This window comes from Guptibacillus hwajinpoensis (assembly GCF_001039475.1).
GTDB classification, from domain to species: domain Bacteria; phylum Bacillota; class Bacilli; order Bacillales; family Guptibacillaceae; genus Guptibacillus; species Guptibacillus hwajinpoensis.
In genome coordinates, this window is sequence record NZ_LELK01000001.1 from 429,280 (window position 1) to 448,541 (window position 19,262).

Genomic DNA, 19,262 nt, shown 5'->3' on the forward strand with positions numbered 1-19,262 from the left:
CTATACTACAAGTGTAAGGGCGGTATCTGTTTAGAACCGCACCACTCGTTTTTTTGAACAAAATAGTCTGCCTTGATCCAAAATGGACTGGGACAGAGGGATGAAACCGTTATGCAACCTCCTATAGGGACGTTGTGGCGAGTCTGTGTACACAGACTGATAAGGTAACCCCTGTCAGCCGCAATCCCATATTAGGAGGTTTTTGTGCGGTTCGATGTTCCTCTGATTAAGGAGGAGAATAACATGAAAACAACTGCAGATTTTAAGAAAATGAAAGAGAGTCGGGAAACAATTGCAATGCTTACTGCTTATGATTACCCTTCAGCAAAGATCTCTGAAGGAGCGGGGATTGATCTCATATTAGTAGGAGATTCTGTAGGAATGGTTGCTTTAGGGTATGATTCTACAGTCCCTGTAACAATGGATGACATGGTTATCCATACGAAGGCAGTGAAACGTGGCGCGCCAAATACGTTTATTGTGACTGATCTACCTTTCTTAACTTATCATAGCAGTTTCAATGAAACGCTATCTCATGCAGGTAGACTGCTTCAGGAAGCTGGGGCGCATGCTGTGAAGCTTGAAGGTGGAGCTGATGTCATCATGCATATTCAAAAGCTTACCGCTGCAGGAATACCCGTTATGGGGCACCTTGGACTAACACCACAATCGGTTGGTGTGCTTGGAGGGTATAAAGTACAAGCAAGAGAATCTGAAAGTGCGAATCTCCTTCTGAAAGAAGCAAAAGCAATCGAACTGGCTGGCGCTTTTTCTCTAGTTCTAGAATGCGTGCCTCAACAATTAACAGAGATTGTTTCAAAAGAATTATCTATTCCAGTTATCGGTATCGGAGCGGGTGGATCTGCTGATGGCCAGGTTCTTGTATACCATGATGTGATTGGTTATGGTTCAGAACACGTTCCGAAGTTTGTTAAACAATATGCGAACATTGGCGAAACAATAAATGAAGCGATTCAAACCTATGTTGCTGATGTGAAAGGTCAACAATTTCCTGAACAAAAACATTCATTTAATATGAAAGAAGAACAGTTAGCAGGGATGTACGGAGGAAGTCGATCATGAGGATTATTAGAACTATTAAAGAGATGCAGAACACATCAAAATTTATGATGAGGCAAGGAAAATCAATCGGGTTTGTTCCAACAATGGGATTTCTACATGAAGGCCATATTAGTCTTGTTCAAGAAGCAAGGCAACAAAATGATTGCGTTATCATGAGTATTTTTGTTAATCCTTTACAGTTTGGTCCAAATGAAGATTTTGATCGCTATCCTAGAGATTTAAAGCGTGATGAAGAACTTGCCATTCAATCAGGAGTGGATATCTTGTTTTATCCTCATGTAGATGAAATGTACCCAAAAGAACGCACCACCAAGCTCAGTGTAAAGGAACGGGTCGACACATTATGTGGTAGATCAAGACCGGGACATTTTGATGGAGTAGCAACAGTTGTTCTTAAATTGCTTCAGATTGTACTTCCCGACAGAGCCTATTTCGGTATGAAGGATGCCCAGCAGGTAGCTGTCATCCAGGGACTTATTGACGATTTTAACGTACCAGTTGAACTTGTGCCTTGTCCGATTGTAAGGGAACAGGATGGCCTTGCAAAGAGTTCGCGTAATGTGTATTTGACACCGACAGAGCGGAAAGAAGCCATTGAACTCTCAAGCGGTTTAAATGCAGCAGCAAAAGCAATTGCTGATGGAGAGAAAGAATCGATTACCATAAAAACTATAATAAAGAATTATTTGGACCAAACTTCAGGAGTGATTGATTATATTGAAGTGCTATCCTATCCTGAATTACAACCAGTAAATTTGATAGAAAACCAAGTAATTGTTGCCGTAGCAGTACAGTTCTCTGCTGCCCGACTTATTGATAATACAATTGCTACTAGTGATATAGCGATAGGAGTGTAACCATGTTTGTTACAATGATGAAGGGTAAAATTCATAGAGCACGAGTAACAGAAGCCAATTTAAATTATGTAGGTAGCATTACAATCGACGAAGATATTATTGATGCAGTCGGCATGTTACCGAATGAGAAAGTTCAAATTGTTAATAATAACAATGGAGCACGACTTGAAACGTACATTATTCCAGGTGAGCGGGGATCAGGTGTAGTTTGTTTAAATGGAGCTGCTGCACGCCTTGTACAACAGGGGGATGTTATTATTATTGTCGCTTATGGAATAATGAGTGAGGAAGAAGCTAGACAATTCACTTCACGAGTGGCAATTATGAATGAACACAATCATATCATCGATATGATTGGTGCTGAACCTGCTGGAACAATTTTATAGCGTAAAAGCTCTGGACTCTGTCCAGAGCTTTTTTAATAAGAAAAGTATACTGGTATTAGAAATTATTTTCCGTTCTACACAAAAAATGATAAAGTTATAAAAGTGAATATGATGGGTTGAAGTAACTGAGGTGAAAATGAATGAATCGATATACAATAATAGATTTTGAAACAACAGGAAATTCTCCTAAGAACGGAGATCGTATTATCCAAATCGGAATGGCTATTGTTGAAGGAGGGACCATTGTTGACCGCTATTCCTCTTTTGTGAACCCTGAACAGCCAATACCGCTTTTTATTCAACAGCTTACAGGGATAACAGATGATGATCTTAAGGATGCGCCACTGTTTGAAGAAGTAGCACCAGAACTTCTCAAACGGCTTGATGGAGCCTATTTTGTTGCACATAATGTGCGTTTTGACCTTAATTTCATGAATGCTCAACTAGACGCAAGCGGTTATGAGCCTTTTTCAGGGCCGATCATCGATACAGTTGAGTTAGCAAGAATCTTGCTACCAACAGCTGAAGCGTATAAGTTATCATGGCTTGCTGAATTTTTAAACTTTCAACATGATAATCCACATCAAGCCGATAGTGATGCAGAAGTAACAGCTGAGCTACTACTATACTTATTTGATAAGCTTGAATCACTTCCAATTGTTACACTACAGCAGCTAACAGAACTAGCTTCGAGGTTATACAGTGATATCGAAGTCGTGCTGAATGACACACTCACGGAAAAACAGCGGACAATTGAACCCGAAGGTAACCATGAAGTGTATCGAGAAATTGCTATTAAACGCCAGGAAGAACTAGGTGATTCTACACCTATGAAAGAAGCGATTCCTTTTCAGTCAGCTCAAGCTGAGTTCGAAAAAAAGATGGCGGAAATCATTCCAGGTTTTGAAGTAAGAGAAGGACAAAGCGATATGATGAAGCAGGTAGCCCTTGCGTTCGATACTAACCAGCACGCCTTGATTGAGGCGGGAACAGGGATTGGGAAATCACTTGGATATTTACTTCCTGGTGTGGTCCATGCAAAGAACAAAGGAAAGCCTGTAGTAGTAAGTACGCATACCATTCAGTTACAAGAGCAGTTGCTACAGAGAGATATCCCTTTTCTCCGAGACATTTTACCTTTTGACTTCGGTGCAACGATTATTAAGGGGCGAAGTAATTACCTTGACTTAACAAGATTTGAGCAACAACTTTTCCGAGTTGAAGAAGATAATTACGATACCATTTTGACGAAAGCGCAAATTCTCGTTTGGCTACTTGAAACAGATTACGGTGATGTTGAAGAATTAAATTTGTCGAGCGGAGGAAAGATTTTCTGGCAACAGGTGAAAAGCGATGCTGCTGTCTCTGCTAATCATCGCTCACCATGGTTCTCTCGAGATTTCTATCATAGAAGAAAAAGGTTTGCATTGAATGCCGATCTCATTATTACAAACCATGCTCTCCTATTTAGTGACGTAATTAATGAACATCAACTCCTACCTGCCTATCAGCAAGCAGTTATTGATGAAGCACACCACATAGAGGATATCGCTACAGAGTTCTTTGGTGTGAAAACGGACTATTTTTCGATTCTACAGGGGTTTGTTCGAATGGGATTGAAAGATGGAGATGGCATCTATGGTAAGGTAAACAGTATTTTGAAAGACCTTGAAGTAGAAATTGAAGACCATAAAGCGGAAATTGACGCATATGTGAAAACGATTCTTGGTGATTTAGATGAGCTTTTTCGAATGCTTCATCGGTATGTGTTGAAAAACATGAATCGTTCTAATGAAATCGGTCGATTGAGCTATCGCTTATCTGATGAGAGCGGAGCGGCTTGGGAAGCGATACAGGAAGCTGCACATAGACTTGTCTTTTATTTAAAAGATGTTGATAAAGCGTTGAAGAAGTTAGAAAAAGAACTTGATCTAAAAGAAGATGAGTTAACTCGAGAACAACTTAATGCTGTTGCTGATTTTAAGGGCATTCATTCTTCTGTTCTAGAGGAACTCGCAAAAGTTGACTATTTACTTCTTAACGAAAATGAGAACGATGTTAAATGGGTAGAAATTGATCCTAAAGGTGCCTTGAATTCAGCTTTTCTATATAGTCGGCCAGTTGAAGTAGGGAATGTCCTTTCAAGTGAATACTTCGGTAAGAAAAAGAGTGTTTTGCTCACTTCGGCTACATTGACGGTTAGAAATTCATTTGATTATATTATTAACCGTCTTGGTTTAGAAGAATTTGGTCCTCTTGTACACTATTATGAGTCACCTTTTGATTATAGTGAACAAGCGCGCCTAATGATTCCAACCGATCTTCCGATGATTAAAGACGTATCTGATAGTCAATTTGTCGAACATATTACGGATGCTATTCTACAAATAGCTCGCGTAACTCGTGGAAGGATGTTGGTTCTATTCACTTCTTATGACATGCTTCGAAAAGCACATCACCGAATGAAGGAATTGATCGAACATGATGAACTGACATTGATAAGTCAAGGAGTAGACAGTGGAAGCCGAGTAAGACTTACGAAGAACTTTAAAGAAAGTGAAGATGCGATTCTTTTTGGAACAAGTAGCTTCTGGGAAGGTGTCGATATACCAGGCGAGGATTTAAGTTGCTTAATTATCGTTCGTTTACCTTTCTCACCACCAGATAATCCTGTTTTTCAGGCAAGATCAGAACGATTAAAAGAATCTGGGGGAAATCCATTTATGGAGCTCTCTCTTCCTGAAGCAATTATTAGGTTTAAACAAGGATTTGGTCGGCTTGTCCGTTCACAACGAGATCGTGGAGCTGTTTTTGTTTTCGATCGAAGGATTATTTCCACTCGTTATGGTCGCTCTTTCGTGAAATCTTTACCCGATGTGCCTCTTCTCAAAGGAAGCGTTGAAGAATTAGTAAATGAGCTAGATCTTTGGTTATAAAGCATTCATTCGTCACAAACTAATCCTAAGGGGAGGTATTGTGATGAAGAGATTCGTTCTGGTTAGTTTTTTGATCGTTTTGTGTTTTAGTAGTAACAGTGCAGAAGCCTCTATTGAATCGGTTGATTTGAATTTAGAAAATCATGAAGTTGCGATCACATTTCTTGATTTATCTGTTGGTGAAGCGATCTTGCTCCAACGATCAGAAGGTGGAGCTGTGTTAATTAATACAGGCAGTTCAGCTTCTGAAGAAGAGCTTATCGATCGCCTTCGAATATTAAATGTTAAAGAAATTAGTAAGGTATTCCTAACCAACGCAGATGAGGTTTATACAGGTAATATCAACACGTTACTCCGGTACTTTAATGTAAATGAGTTGTTAATATCTGATCAGCTCCAAAAGTCACTCATTTCACCAATACCTTCTCAAGTAGTTAAAACGGTAGTGAGAGATAAACAAAAGTTAGAACTATTAGAAGATGTTAATGCCGAAATAATAAACATTTCTAAGGCCGGAGAAGTCACATATATGCTATCCTTAGGAAGCCAACATTTATTAATGATGGGTGAAGTAGATGTGGAATTAGAAGAATCGATTGCCTCTTCAGGACGAACGGTAGAAGTGCTGAAAGTTGCGAACTTCGGGGACGGTAATGGTACATCAGCTGAATTTCTTAGCTCAATCGATCCTCAAATGGCTGTTATTTTTCGACATAAAAACATCGATGTTAGTGAATCTGTACTTGAACGTCTTAGTGAAACCTGGACGGACGTTTATTATCCTTATCGGATTGGAAGTGTTACACTACGGTTTCAGAATGATCGATACGATGTTATTACGCTTCCAACTAAGGAAACAAGATAAACTTTCTTATGGTTATATGTTGCAAAATACCGAAACTTATTGAAAAATAGTGGTAGAAAACAGTGACTAATCGCTTGTTTTTCCTGGGATCTTTTTCGTAGAAATTGTTGTTGCTATAGCGGGTTAATTTCCGCTTCAGGATGCTCGCTTTCCGCGGGGCGGGACACTTGAGCCTCCTTCCGCTCCAATCAGCTAAGTGTGGTTCTTCTCAATAATTGCTTTAAAAGCAACAATCTTTTAGATAAGAGACTTTTCCTAACAGGAGCGTTTTCCTACCACTTTCTTAACTAGCGCTAACGTAAAAGAGCCCGCGCAGTGCGCAGGCAATGTTGGAAGTGGGGCACTTTTATAGTGCACCGCTTTTAGCGGTACTTATAGTTTGTCACTTACCATTTCAACTATAAGTAGTAAATATAGGGGGAAGCATGATTTAGCGAAAGCTTACTAATTGGTAAATTACATATTAAACAGGGAGTTGGCAGATGTGGAAAGTAATATTGAAGTATTGTCGACTGTAAAAGTCAGCAAGTCACTTGATATTTATAAAATTGTAGACTCATTAAATCGAACGTTAAAAGAAAAAGATCTAATGTTCGGTCTAGCACTTGATGAAAACGACCCGGAACAAATGATCTTTACGATTTATCGTACATAATCGGATGAACGTAATGAAAGTTATCGGTATAATTTCTAGTGTTATTTTCATTGTATTGATTTGGCAAGGTATTTCATTTTATCAATCAGTTCTAGACTACCCAGACAAGCTTGAAGAGAAAGCCATGCAAAGGGCAAAATCAGAGGCGGTTATTTCTACCGTTGATGAAACGATCCAATACCATGGAACAGACGATGCCTATGTTGTATTAAAAGGACCAAATAATGATGGTGAAGAAGTATACGTGTTTGTACCTGAAGAGAAAGCACCTCTTGTAACGAAGAAAACCGAAGAGGGCGTTACCTCTGAAGCGATAAAAAACAAAATATCGGAACAATATTCTCCAATGGAGATTATTGATATTAAACCAGGTATCGAAACAAATAAAGAAGATCAGCAAGTTCTTGTTTGGGAAGCAACGTTTATTGATACTGATAATCGCTACACATTTGCTTATTATTATTACAGCAATGGAGAATACTGGCGGTCGAGAACAATTAGACAAAGTTAAGAACAATGGGAGGAATCGATATGAATTTATCAAAGCGAGTTGCGGCTCTTACGCCATCTGCCACACTTGAAATAACAGCGAAAGCGAAAGCATTGAAAGCAGAAGGACACGATGTCATTGCACTTGGTGCAGGAGAGCCTGACTTTAATACACCGCTGCACATTTTGGAAGCAGCTAAGAATGCGATGGATGAAGGATTAACAAAGTATACACCTGCTGGTGGAATTCTTCCCTTAAAAGAAAGTATCATATCAAAGTTCGAGGAGGATCAAAACATATCCTATAATCCGGATGAAATTATCGTATGCACAGGAGCGAAACATGCTCTTTATACGTTATTTCAAGTGATTCTTGATGAAGGTGATGAAGTTATCATCCCAACGCCATATTGGGTTAGTTATCCTGAACAGGTGAAGCTTGCAGGTGGCCATCCGGTTTATGTAGAGGGGAAAGAAGAACAAGCTTTTAAAGTGACCGTTGATCAACTCGAAGAAGTTGTTTCATCACGAACAAAAGCAGTCATTATTAATTCTCCTTCAAACCCTACTGGGTCTATCTATACACCAGATGAATTGGAGCAAATTGGTGCATTTTGCTTGAAGCACGACATTTTGATTGTTTCAGACGAAATTTATGAGAAGCTTGTCTATGATGGAGCAGAGCATACGTCAATTGCTCAGCTTTCTGATAAGTTAAAGCAACAAACGATTATCATTAATGGGGTTTCAAAATCCCATTCTATGACCGGTTGGAGAATTGGCTACGCTGCAGGGAGAAAAGAAATTATTAAAGCTATGACGAACCTTGCAAGCCATTCAACATCAAACCCAACTTCTATTTCTCAATACGCAGCACTTGCAGCATATGAAGGCTCCCAGGAACCTGTTGCAGAGATGAAACAAGCTTTTGAAGAAAGACTAAATACTGTCTACGACAAATTGAATCGCATTCCAGGATTCACTTGTGTAAAGCCGGAAGGTGCTTTCTATCTTTTCCCTAATGCAAAAGAAGCAGCAGAGAAGACGGGATTCAACTCTGTTGATGATTTTGTTAAAGGTCTACTTGAAGAAGAGAAGGTTGCCCTCGTACCCGGATCTGGTTTTGGATCGCCTGAGAATGTAAGACTCTCATATGCGACTTCATTAGATGTGATCTTAGAAGCTATTCATCGTATTGAGCGATTTGTTAAGGCAAAACAAGCTGTCTAATCAAGTTGTTGTATAATGAAATAATCGGTATAATATAGATTGAACAATTGGGTTTAGTAACCTAAATAATATAAAGCGGTCATATGCAAGCTTTCTTTAGATCATATTGATTGGTGCGATCGCTTTTCTTAATTAGTTGGAGGGAAATTAGCAGTGAAAACAACGATTTCAAATGTAGATAAACAGGTTGAACAGTCTGTCACAATTGGTGCATGGCTACATAATAAGCGTTCTAGCGGTAAGATTCAGTTTCTACAACTTCGTGATGGTACAGGATTTATTCAAGGCGTAATGGTGAAAAAAGAAGTTACTGAGGAAGCGTGGGAAGCTGCGAAGAACCTTACTCAGGAATCTTCAGTATGGGTAACAGGGATTGTGCGTGAAGATGATCGTTCACAATCAGGTTATGAACTGACGGTTACAAATGTAGAATTAATTCACGAAGCAGTGGATTACCCAATTACTCCAAAAGAGCACGGCACAGAATTTTTAATGGACAATCGCCATCTTTGGATCCGTTCACGTCGTCAGAATGCTATTCTGCGTATCCGTAACGAAATTATTCGTGCAACGTACCAATTCTTTAATGAGAATGATTTCGTGAAAATCGATCCACCAATTTTAACAGGAAGTTCCGCTGAAGGAACAACTGATTTGTTCCATACAAAGTACTTTGAAGAAGATGCTTACCTTTCACAAAGTGGTCAGCTTTATATGGAAGCAGCTGCGATGGCATTTGGTAGAGTATTTTCGTTTGGTCCAACATTCCGAGCAGAAAAGTCCAAAACACGTCGTCATTTAATCGAGTTCTGGATGATTGAACCCGAGATGGCGTTTATGAATCATGATGAAAGTCTTGAAGTACAAGAACAGTATGTAAGCTTCCTTGTTCAGTCTGTCTTAGATAACTGTCAATTGGAGCTTAAAACTCTTGATCGTGATTTATCAAAACTTGAAGCAATCAAAGCACCATTCCCTCGTATTTCATACGATGATGCGATTACCCTATTGAAGGATAAAGGGTTTACAGACATCGAGTGGGGAGAAGACTTTGGTGCCCCACATGAAACGGCGATTGCAGAAAGCTTTGAAAAACCAGTATTCATTACGAATTATCCTAAAGATATTAAAGCTTTCTATATGAAGCCAGATCCTGAGCGTGAGGATGTTGTCCTATGTGCCGATTTAATTGCACCTGAAGGATATGGTGAGATTATTGGAGGAAGTCAACGAATTGATGACCTTGCACTGCTTGAGCAGCGTTACGAGGAACATGGTCTAACGGATGATGCTTACAAATGGTACCTTGAACTTCGTCGTTATGGTTCCGTTCCACATTCAGGTTTCGGCCTTGGATTAGAACGAACAGTAGCATGGCTTTCTGGTGTGGAACATGTTCGTGAAACAATTCCATTCCCGCGCCTTTTAAATCGTCTATATCCATGATAGAATAACAAAGCTGACGCTTCTTTCTTAATGAAAGAGGCGTCTTTATCTGAGAGAGTTTATAAAATGAAATCATACAGGTAGAAACGAACAGAGGATATAGGAATTCAAGGCATCTATTGTGCTCTAAATTTTTATACTCCCTTCACGAATTGCCCGCATGCTATAATGAAAGGTAGAGGTGGATGGGATGAAGAAGGAACACATGATTCACATATTGAATGAAGGTCATTTCTCAGTACCGAGACTGCTTCTTACTTACTACGCTAGAATTGGTCTACATGAGGAAGATACTTTCTTTCTAATTAAACTACACAGCTTCATTGAAAAGGGGAATTCATTTCCTACTCCAGAAGAACTTGCATCGACTATGACCTATTCACCCCAAGCGTGTTTAGATAAAATTCAACAGTTAATGCAGAAGGGTGTACTCACTATAGAAGAACACCGAAATGAAGACAAAAACTATTATTCAGAAGCTTATTCGCTTCTTCCACTGTGGGATCGCATCTTTGTTGCAATTGAACAAGAAGAGGCAGAAAAGTCTGCAGCCAAAAACGTAGAAAACGAGGAAAGCCTTTATACGCTTTTTGAACGTGAATTTGCTAGACCTCTCTCACCGATTGAATGTGAAACGCTAGCGATGTGGATTGATGGAGATAAACATGACGCTGAACTGATTAAGGCAGCGCTAAAAGAGTCTGTCCTTGCTAGTAAGCTTAACTTCCGCTATATTGATCGCATTTTATTTGAATGGAAGCGAAATGGTATCAAAACAGTCGATCAAGCGAGGTCTTATGGTGAGAAATTTAGAAGACATCAGTATGACAAAAAAACACCGGCTTCTAAATCTGATTCCAAAAATGATCCAGGTCAAAGTGCACCTATTTATAACTGGCTAGGTCGATAGAAAATAGCGTAAAAGCGGAAGCTCAACTTCCGCTTTTTTTTATAAGAAAGGAATGCTGAAATTGCTTACAAAGGTCCAAATTAGACGTGTTCTAGACACAATGGGTGAGATGTTTCCTGATGCGCATTGTGAGTTAAACCATTCTACGCCATTTGAACTTGCTATCGCAGTTGTTTTGTCTGCACAGTGTACAGATGCCCTTGTAAATAAAGTAACCCCTGGCCTGTTTGCTAAATACAATGGACCAGAAGACTTCCTTGAGGTGCCTATCGAGGAACTAGAGAATGACATTAGACGAATCGGTCTTTTTAGGAATAAGGCTAAGAATATTAAAAAGCTAGCTCGAACAGTCGTTGAGCAGTATCAAGGTTCATTGCCTGAGTCTAGAGAAGAGCTAATGGAGCTTTCAGGAGTAGGGCGTAAGACCGCTAATGTTATCGCATCTGTAGCTTTTGATGTTCCTGCTATTGCAGTAGATACACATGTCGAGAGAGTTAGCAAACGGCTTGGTATCTGTCGATGGAAGGATTCTGTATTAGAAGTTGAGAAGACTTTAATGAGGAAAATACCAGAAGATGAATGGTCCGTTTCTCACCACCGTTTTATTTTCTTTGGACGCTACCATTGTAAAGCTCAGTCACCGCAGTGTGAGCAATGTCCATTGCTTGAAATTTGTCGTGAAGGGCAAAAGCGGATGAAGCAGCGTGTGCGAAATGGACGATAAACGTATCCTGTTTAATGATCTACAAAACTCATTTTTCTTTGAAGGGTCTGATTGGCTAGATATTCTGAAGAGAAGAGAGGGGCGACTTCCTTTCTTGTTTGAAGTTATGCATCTCCAAGGGGATTACACAGAAAGACCATGGGATGACCCAGAAGCGTATCTTAATGCATACTTTATGGAATGGAAAATATGCAAACCCCAACTTGCTAAACTGTTTGCTGAACGAAATAAATGTTATGCAACAACTGAAATGACCGCTCAAATTGGGTATTTTTTTGAAGCTCTCTTTTGGATGAATGGTCTACCTGCGTGTCCTGGTATATGGGACGAAATTTTCAATACACTTTCTATAAAACCTTTAAATGGAAAAGAACGTATTCAATATCTTTTAAATCAACCAGATCTTTTTGTATCATTTATCCAGCTTGGTGAACTAATAGAGGAGATGCATAAGAAGTGGAAAGTAAAGAGTGTTGAACGACTATAGAGCAAAGCCTAAGTAAGAAAATCACCATAAGAAAAGCCAAACCTGATTAGGTTTGGCTTTTCTTTCGTTTTGAAGCAACTAGTCGTTTTGATTGTTAGGTGTTGTACTGTCTGCAGCTGGTGCATTAGATTGGGTGTCTGAATTGGTTTCGTCGTTTCCTGTATTGGAACCTGAGTTACCATTTTCATTTCCAGACCCAGCATCTGAATCATTACCAATACCATTTTCAGCTCCGGTGTTACCCTCGCCATCATTTTGGCCTTCATTGTTACCATCTTCATTTGGTGTTCCACCGTTATCTTCAGCGGGAGGTTCTTCTTCTCCTTGGTTGCCATCACCATTTTGGTCACCATTACCAGAAGTGTCGCCTTCTTCATTACCATCTTCAGAAGGAGTTTCTTCTTCTTGTTCTTCTTGTTCTTCTTCAGGATCTTCTTCAGGTTCCGGCTCAGGCTCAGCAGGAACGGAGACAGTTGTTTCAGATGGTTTAGTAGAGACTCCAGCTTCAGTAACAGCTGTTACTTTAAATTTATATTCGCTACCTTTTTCTACATTTTCAATAGTAAAGCTTGTTTCTCCTGTTTCGGTTAAGGATTGATAACCACCACCATTGACGCTCATCTCAACTTTATAAGTGAATTTCTTATCTTCACCTGGCTGCCATGATAGTGTTATGCTATTTGAGTCTACATTGTATTGACCTGATAAACCAGTGACTCCATCAGGTTGTTGGTATTTAGTAGATGTTTTCTCTGGCGTATTTCCTTTAACAAATAGTTCATACACTATTTTATCTTTCGGCGTGTAATCACTAGGAAGTAAGCCTGTACTTTCCTCAACTCCAACCTCAATAACGGAATCGGGTTTCTGGAAATCTGCTGTATTGATTCCTTCTGAAACCCTACTCATAATCTCTTTGAACAGGAGTTTTGAAGTATCGTCTTCGCCTTTACTGGAGTCAAGATAATGAGCATTTGGTTTATTATAACCAGTCCATACGGCCATTGAATACTCAGTGGTATACCCTGCGAACCAGGCATCCTTAACAATTCCAGAGGTAGGAAAACCTTGTTCTTGTATTACGGCAGCGTCATGGTTCGTCGTTCCTGTTTTACCAGCAACAGGAAGTCCAGGTATTTTAGCGTCTGTTCCTGTTCCACTATCAACGACTGATTTCAACATGTCACTAATCATGTAAGCTGTGTAGTCATTCATTGCTTTCGCAGATTCTGGCTCAAGGTTAATCTCTTGCCCATTTGGGAAAACAACTTTTCGTACTGAGTGTGGTTCGTTATAAGTTCCTCCATTACCGAAAGCAGCATATGCTCCCGACATTTGGAGTGGTGACGTACTAAATGTACCGATTGCTGCAGTAGGTACCATTTGATCATCCTCAAGATTCATACCAAGCTTATTAGCGAATTCCTGAGCAGGTTTTTCTCCAACATCAAGAAATGTGTTAACAGCAGGGACGTTATAGGACATTTCAAGTGCTCTTCTCATGGAAACCTGTCCACGATAGTTCCGGTCCCAGTTTCGAATGTTAGCTTCACCAATTTTAAGAGGTTCATCTTTAAGGGATCTTCCTGTCGACCACTGCATATTCTCAATAGCTGGACCGTAAGCAATGATTGGCTTTGCTGTAGATCCAGGTTGGAATCCACCTGTTGTAGCATATGTTATTACGTTTTCATCTTTACGTGTTTCGCCAATCGCGCGAATGGAGCCTGTTTTCGTATCAAGTAGCACAAGACCAGATCGAATATCTTCGTTCGAATAAGGATAGTTTGCAACCACTTCTGTAGTAATATCTTGTGCTCGTGTATCTAGAGTTGTATAGATTTTAAGACCACCAGAGTAGATATCTTTTTCCGTGATATCATCACGCTCTCTTAATTCTTTTACAACCTGATCCATAAAGACCTTATACTGATCGCTTTCTGTGTCTTCCGTTTTGGAAACAATCATATTTTCTACTTTTTCAGCCTGGAATTTATCAGCTTCTTCAGCAGTAATAACGCCTTCTTTTTCCATTAGGCTTAACACAATGTTTTTGCGTTTTGTAGCTGCGTCAGGGTTTTCAAACGGATCATAGTAACTAGGTCGTTGCGGAAGTCCAGCAAGCATTGCAGCTTCACCTGCGGTTAATTCTTCTTCAATAAGGTTCTTGCCAAAATAAGTATCTGCCGCAGCAACGACTCCCCAAGCACCATTACCGAAATAGATTTTATTCAAATACATTTCAAGTATTTGATCTTTTGAATATTCCTGTTCAAGTTTGACAGATAGGTAAGCTTCCTGAACCTTACGTTCTAACGATTTCTCAGATGTAAGCAACGAGTTTTTAATGACTTGCTGTGTAATTGTACTCGCGCCTTCAGCACCGAACCCTTGTGTGATGTTTGCTAAGACGGCACCACCAATTCGTTTAGGATCAATTCCAAAGTGCTCATAGAAACGAGTGTCTTCTACAGAAACAAATGCTTGTTTCACTACGTCTGGAATTTCTTCAAACTTCGCTATCTCTCTAGCATCAGTACCGGCTAGGGTTTGAACTTCCTCATCATTTCTATCAAGTATGACAGAAGATTGTGGGTTAGCGAGCTTGTCAGGATCGAGCTCTGGTGCATTATTAATATAGGCTATTGCTGTAATTCCTCCAGCTGCAATACCAACTAGAAATAGTATGACTAATGTAAGTAAGATTTTCTTAAATAGACCACTTTTACCTCGTTTTTTGGAAGGAGGTTTTTTCTTGCTGTTTGATTTACGTCGTTCTTGCCGAGATTGATAATCACTCATTAATATTCCTGCCTTTCAAGCCTGTACTCTTTATAGGATTCGAAACAATCCTTTTTTTTATGAATAGAAACCTAACTTCTTTAATTGAAATACATTCTATCAATAATCTTTATATAGTCAATACGTGGTTGAAAAGTATATGGAATCAATATACCTTGTTTCTCTATGTCTTCTTTCTTAATTGATTTTCTACCACCATCCTTCATCGTGTTCCAATATGTAAAGAGATGACTTGCATCCAAATAATAGACCTGGTCTGTGATAGAAAAGCGAAGCAAAACGAAGCAAATGCCATTTTGTTCATGGATTTGCTGCATATGCGTGATTTGATGCTCATGAAAGTTACTTAAGGGAAAAGAAGTTTTATTGCGAGTCTCTTTCGCTTCAAAATCGATGTACCTTCCGTTATAAACACCATTGTAATCCGTCGTTGAAGCTTGTTTGAAGTAGGCTTCTTTAATGACGGCAGCACTTCTTTTTGGATAGTCGACGTTCACAATTTGAACAGGAGTCGGCTTTTTGTGAATAACGGCTTTACCTGTTGAGAGATAATACGTATTACTCTGGTTTATATCTTCTTCAAGCGTCATCCCTCGATTGCTGTAAGATTTCTGTTTCTGGCTTGCGAGCTGATTCTTGGCCGAAGGGACGTACGGCTTTCCATTCGGATATCGAATCGGCATGATAATCATCCTTTCTAAATATAAAAGGTGCACTGAATCTATTCTACTTTAATTATAACGAGTTGTACGACAAAAATGTTTCAAGCAGGTGAAAAATAAATGGAGAATGAGAAATCGATTCACTTAATAGAAGAAATCAAAGCGATCACAGCAACTTGGAATCGTGATAATATTTCACGTACCGTATTTTACTACAAGTTTTATAACAAGCATCCTGAAATCAAGTGGGCATTTCTTGCGTCTATGGTTTCTCGTAATGCAGGTTGGAGCATGAGTGATTTAAGTGGGGAGTGGTTTCCTAGGATATTAGAAGAGGATCAATTGCGACATCTCTTTCTAGCATACGAACGTGCAAATTGGACGATTTTTAATGACGCAGCACCTCAGCTTCTTCTTTATGCAAAAAGCAAAGAGTGCAATACGTCTATGATTCATGGCTGCAGAGCATTTGGGGTGTCAGAGTTCATGGTGGAGGAATGGGAATCTTTCTTTTTAACACGTGATGAGAAACGATTGATGGTTGCGCTCATTATAAATGAACAGCATGTGATAGAAGTACCTGTACTGAAACACCATTTTTATGCAAAAAAGGTGTTTCGTTCTATGATCTTCAACGTTCAAGACTGGTTTCACTTCAGTACAGTGTTATTTCCTACCGTGAAAGGAAGGTTGTATGGACTGTCAGTAAGCGGCTTTAAGCATACGAAAAACCGCATCGAGTTAGGTAAAAAACTAAGTGCACTGTTATTTCATCCCCTTTATCATCGAGAGTTTCTACATTTTTCAGCTTCGGTTTATCCTACAGGATCACGATATGATTATGAACGCTTTATGGGGAAAAGAAGAGATGGTCCAATGGTAAGGATGGTTTATCCAATTATTCAGCATCATCAAAATGAAAAGGTCGACTGGTATATGGGACAGCGTTACGTCCAAAAAATTCTTAATGCTGAAGTAACGCTGCCCGATATGGTTGAGGTTACAGATTGGTACGAAGGGAAAAGAAGTCAAATCAAATTTGGTATTGAATTTGAGAACTTATTAAAGCAGAAGCGAAGAGAATAGCTCCTGCGTCTATGTTGAAGGACGATCTGGGCCTTCAATTTTTTTATTGCCATATCCAGTTCTTGTTTCTTCTTGATTAGGTTGTCTTTTTCGAGCCGTTTTTTCTACTTTCTGCTTTTTGGTCATTACATGTCACCTCCTCTTATTAGTGTGAGCAGATGTTACAAAATCATTCTTTCAACGTGTCGAATTCATCTTCCTTTAGCGGTAAACCACTACCTTTGCCGAAACGGTTCTAGTTTTGTCAGAGAAGAAGGCAATGGATAAGAAAGGGCGAATATATCCAATACAATAAAACAGGCTACGGCCTGAGATTGACAGAAGGGATGGGATTGCATGTTATTAAAAACAAAACAGGTTTCAGATGAACTTGGTGTAAACCCTACTACTGTTCAGCGCTGGGTAAAGTATTTTGAGTTATCGTGTGAGAAAAATGAAAAAGGCCACTTTCTATTTACTAATGATACGTTAGAGGAGTTGAAATCAATCAAAAATGATTTGCGAAAGGGTTATTCAATGGAGAAGATTAAAGGGGGAACAAATGAAAAATCTTCTCCCATAAAAGTCATCTCACAGGAATCTTTTGAACAAAGACTTGATCGTTTTACTGTAAGATTAGAACAACTTGAGCGTCAGTTAGAAGAAAAAGCGAATGAAGTGATTACAGTGCAAGTTCTTCAGCATCGATCTGAACTAGATGAACTTGTAAAGAAAGTAACTTCTTTGGAAGAGAAGTTAGTTGAACTTGAAGATCATACGTCTATTCAGGAGGCAGTAGGTCAGTCGTCGGGCAAAGTAAAGCGTCCATGGATCATGAGTCTATTCAGTTTCTAACATCCTAATGGTTCACTTCTGGCCTTATGTCCGATATGGATATAAGGTTTTTTGTTTGTCATCAAGGTCACTCTTTATGAAAATCGATAAGATTCTATGTTAGGATTAATATGATAGGAGTGACTGGTATGAAACAAGATAAGCTACTACACTTAACGAAAGAGTTATTAGAACTTAATGAAGAAGCGCGAAATCAATATGCCACTAGGACGCATCTTGATGAATATAAAGTTAACTTCTACGAGGAAGTTAAACCCTTTGCTGATCGGACGCTTGAACTGTTGAAGGAGTGGGAGCCACTCGCACGTGAATGGGTAATGGAGAATAAGCCTAAGTATTTGTATCCTATACAGATTAAAAATACGTATGAGAATCTAGAAATGGTGTCAGTAGTTGCTTGGCAAAAAGATACTGGACCAAAGAAGTTTAACGAGCGAGTGCAATCGATTGAGTTTGTTCTTGAAAAGTTACTCGAACAGGCAGAATAAACGAGCATTGCGCTGCTCGTTTATCGACTTAATTCTAATTTCACTTACCGTATTGAATGTATAATAATTCCCATTCTAGAGAAACACTATAGAAAAAGGGAGTGACACAATGACTGCTTACTTATGTCCAAGATGTAAAACAAATCGAATGAGATTTAATAAAATTGAACAACGAGCAACATCAGTAAAGCTGGATCCTGAAACTGGAGAAGTTGTATCAGTAATGGAAGAAGGTGCGACGGATCCCTTTCATCTAGCCTATAAAGGACCTGAAATGCGCATTCAGTGTGCAGCTTGTGGAGAAATAGGCGACGAAGAAACATTTGTTCAATTTGCACGTTCTCATCCTCGGTCCAGTTCTTAACCCATAGTCCTCCTAATATCGTGGTATAGTGGAATAGCAGGAGGGGATTGAATGTTTGATCCAACGATTTATGAGAACGTGAAAGTCGTTCTTGAAGGGGAATTGTATGATCGGGATCTTGAAGGAGAGATCTCGATTATTAATCGAAAGGATCTTGTTGATCTTGCATCGTTATCACGTATGTACGAAGTACAGTTCAATGAGAATCCTCAAGTTAGAGTAACCATTGGACTGTTTGCTGATCTGGCAAACTTCAGTGCTGAACAGCTTCAAATCGAAAATAGTAATCCAGGCTGTGAAATTAACATAAGTTTTGACGTGTTGATTTCAGATACAGAGGAATGTGCAAAAATTGAGGAAGACATTAGAAGCATTTGGGGTTACAGGCCTTCAATTCAGCAGAAGGTTTCTTTTGTTTATAATCAAGAGGAAGAGCTAACTAGTCACATCCAACTAGAATTCAACCGACGTATTAATGAGGATCAAATCAGTGACCTTTCAGAACTTATTGAATATGCAGTGCAAACATCGCAGTTACTTGATGAATAAAGAAGAAGGCGGATTTCTCCGCCTTCTATATCCATACTATTCGGTTAATAATTAGTTACTTCCGCCGCCCATTTGCTGTTCAGCCATTTGGACAAGGCGCTTTGTAATTTCTCCTCCAACAGATCCGTTAGAGCGAGCTGTGGAGTCTGGACCAAGTTGTACGCCAAATTCGCTAGCAATTTCGTACTTCATTTGATCTAAAGCTTGTTGTACACCAGGGACTACCAGATTGTTTGAGCTATTATTGTTTGCCATGTTGTGTACACCTCCTTGACTAATATGATGCTCAAAACCATAAATTCATATACGACGATTAAAGAGGAACATAATGGTAGAATAATACTTATATAGTTCAGAATATTTAAAGGATTTAGTCATTTTATATCGAATTGTTTACATAATGATTTGT

Annotated in this window: 20 protein-coding genes; 17 read left to right on the top strand and 3 right to left on the bottom strand. The window is 39.2% G+C overall.

From position 1 onward, the window contains the following. Nucleotides 1-243 precede the first annotated feature (243 nt). From panB to AB986_RS21050, 12 genes are all read left to right on the top strand, one after another. On the top strand, nucleotides 244-1,083 hold the full coding sequence (gene panB / locus AB986_RS02330; protein WP_048309265.1) for a 3-methyl-2-oxobutanoate hydroxymethyltransferase: 840 nt from the start codon (nucleotides 244-246) through the stop codon (nucleotides 1,081-1,083). Then, complete coding sequence (gene panC, locus AB986_RS02335) at nucleotides 1,080-1,940, top strand: pantoate--beta-alanine ligase (RefSeq protein ID WP_048309266.1); 861 nt, start codon at nucleotides 1,080-1,082, stop codon at nucleotides 1,938-1,940. Before panB ends, panC begins: the two co-directional genes overlap by 4 nt. Before the next feature lie 2 nt (nucleotides 1,941-1,942). Then, the gene (panD, locus tag AB986_RS02340; protein ID WP_048309267.1) at nucleotides 1,943-2,326 is read left to right on the top strand and encodes an aspartate 1-decarboxylase; all 384 of its coding nucleotides are present in this window, start codon (nucleotides 1,943-1,945) and stop codon (nucleotides 2,324-2,326) included. Nucleotides 2,327-2,466: 140 nt separating this feature from the next. Next, nucleotides 2,467-5,262 (top strand): ATP-dependent DNA helicase DinG, encoded by a 2,796-nt coding sequence (gene dinG / locus AB986_RS02345; protein ID WP_048309268.1) that lies wholly within the window; start codon nucleotides 2,467-2,469, stop codon nucleotides 5,260-5,262. Between the two features lie 43 nt (nucleotides 5,263-5,305). Next, a complete protein-coding gene (locus AB986_RS02350) occupies nucleotides 5,306-6,127 on the top strand; it encodes a ComEC/Rec2 family competence protein (protein ID WP_048309269.1) in 822 nt (273 codons plus the stop codon). 484 nt (nucleotides 6,128-6,611) lie between these two features. After that, nucleotides 6,612-6,782, top strand: a complete 171-nt coding sequence (locus tag AB986_RS21335) for a YpmA family protein (RefSeq protein WP_084006371.1) — start codon at nucleotides 6,612-6,614, stop codon at nucleotides 6,780-6,782. A gap of 13 nt (nucleotides 6,783-6,795) precedes the next feature. After that, nucleotides 6,796-7,293 (top strand): cell wall elongation regulator TseB-like domain-containing protein, encoded by a 498-nt coding sequence (locus AB986_RS02355; RefSeq protein ID WP_048309270.1) that lies wholly within the window; start codon nucleotides 6,796-6,798, stop codon nucleotides 7,291-7,293. A gap of 20 nt (nucleotides 7,294-7,313) precedes the next feature. Then, nucleotides 7,314-8,501: a pyridoxal phosphate-dependent aminotransferase gene (locus tag AB986_RS02360; protein WP_048309271.1), complete on the top strand. Its 1,188-nt coding sequence runs from the start codon at nucleotides 7,314-7,316 to the stop codon at nucleotides 8,499-8,501. Between the two features lie 153 nt (nucleotides 8,502-8,654). Next, on the top strand, nucleotides 8,655-9,947 hold the full coding sequence (gene asnS / locus AB986_RS02365) for an asparagine--tRNA ligase (protein ID WP_048309272.1): 1,293 nt from the start codon (nucleotides 8,655-8,657) through the stop codon (nucleotides 9,945-9,947). A gap of 190 nt (nucleotides 9,948-10,137) precedes the next feature. After that, complete coding sequence (locus AB986_RS02370) at nucleotides 10,138-10,857, top strand: DnaD domain-containing protein (RefSeq protein WP_048309273.1); 720 nt, start codon at nucleotides 10,138-10,140, stop codon at nucleotides 10,855-10,857. A 61-nt stretch (nucleotides 10,858-10,918) separates the two neighbouring features. Beyond that, complete coding sequence (gene nth, locus AB986_RS02375; protein ID WP_048309274.1) at nucleotides 10,919-11,581, top strand: endonuclease III; 663 nt, start codon at nucleotides 10,919-10,921, stop codon at nucleotides 11,579-11,581. Continuing rightward, nucleotides 11,571-12,068 (top strand): YpoC family protein, encoded by a 498-nt coding sequence (locus tag AB986_RS21050; RefSeq protein ID WP_152670904.1) that lies wholly within the window; start codon nucleotides 11,571-11,573, stop codon nucleotides 12,066-12,068. Before nth ends, AB986_RS21050 begins: the two co-directional genes overlap by 11 nt. Before the next feature lie 78 nt (nucleotides 12,069-12,146). Here AB986_RS21050 and AB986_RS02385 read toward each other — a convergent pair whose 3' ends face one another. Further along, nucleotides 12,147-14,870 (bottom strand): PBP1A family penicillin-binding protein, encoded by a 2,724-nt coding sequence (locus tag AB986_RS02385; protein ID WP_048309275.1) that lies wholly within the window; start codon nucleotides 14,868-14,870, stop codon nucleotides 12,147-12,149. Between the two features lie 80 nt (nucleotides 14,871-14,950). Then, on the bottom strand, nucleotides 14,951-15,553 hold the full coding sequence (gene recU / locus AB986_RS02390) for a Holliday junction resolvase RecU (protein ID WP_048309276.1): 603 nt from the start codon (nucleotides 15,551-15,553) through the stop codon (nucleotides 14,951-14,953). A 99-nt stretch (nucleotides 15,554-15,652) separates the two neighbouring features. Between recU and AB986_RS02395 the strand changes: the two genes are divergently transcribed. From AB986_RS02395 to AB986_RS02415, 5 genes are all read left to right on the top strand, one after another. Then, complete coding sequence (locus AB986_RS02395) at nucleotides 15,653-16,618, top strand: DUF2515 family protein (protein WP_048309277.1); 966 nt, start codon at nucleotides 15,653-15,655, stop codon at nucleotides 16,616-16,618. Nucleotides 16,619-16,954: 336 nt separating this feature from the next. Further along, nucleotides 16,955-17,452 carry a MerR family transcriptional regulator gene (locus AB986_RS02400; protein ID WP_048309278.1) on the top strand — a complete coding sequence of 166 codons (498 nt, stop codon included), beginning with the start codon at nucleotides 16,955-16,957 and terminating at the stop codon, nucleotides 17,450-17,452. Between the two features lie 128 nt (nucleotides 17,453-17,580). Further along, a complete protein-coding gene (locus AB986_RS02405) occupies nucleotides 17,581-17,940 on the top strand; it encodes a YppE family protein (protein ID WP_048309279.1) in 360 nt (119 codons plus the stop codon). Between the two features lie 109 nt (nucleotides 17,941-18,049). Next, nucleotides 18,050-18,304 (top strand): hypothetical protein, encoded by a 255-nt coding sequence (locus tag AB986_RS02410; protein WP_048309280.1) that lies wholly within the window; start codon nucleotides 18,050-18,052, stop codon nucleotides 18,302-18,304. A 51-nt stretch (nucleotides 18,305-18,355) separates the two neighbouring features. Beyond that, nucleotides 18,356-18,853, top strand: a complete 498-nt coding sequence (locus tag AB986_RS02415; protein ID WP_048309281.1) for a hypothetical protein — start codon at nucleotides 18,356-18,358, stop codon at nucleotides 18,851-18,853. 51 nt (nucleotides 18,854-18,904) lie between these two features. Here the strand turns inward: AB986_RS02415 and AB986_RS02420 are convergent, their stop codons facing one another. Further along, nucleotides 18,905-19,108 carry an alpha/beta-type small acid-soluble spore protein gene (locus AB986_RS02420; protein WP_048309282.1) on the bottom strand — a complete coding sequence of 68 codons (204 nt, stop codon included), beginning with the start codon at nucleotides 19,106-19,108 and terminating at the stop codon, nucleotides 18,905-18,907. Nucleotides 19,109-19,262 lie beyond the last annotated feature (154 nt).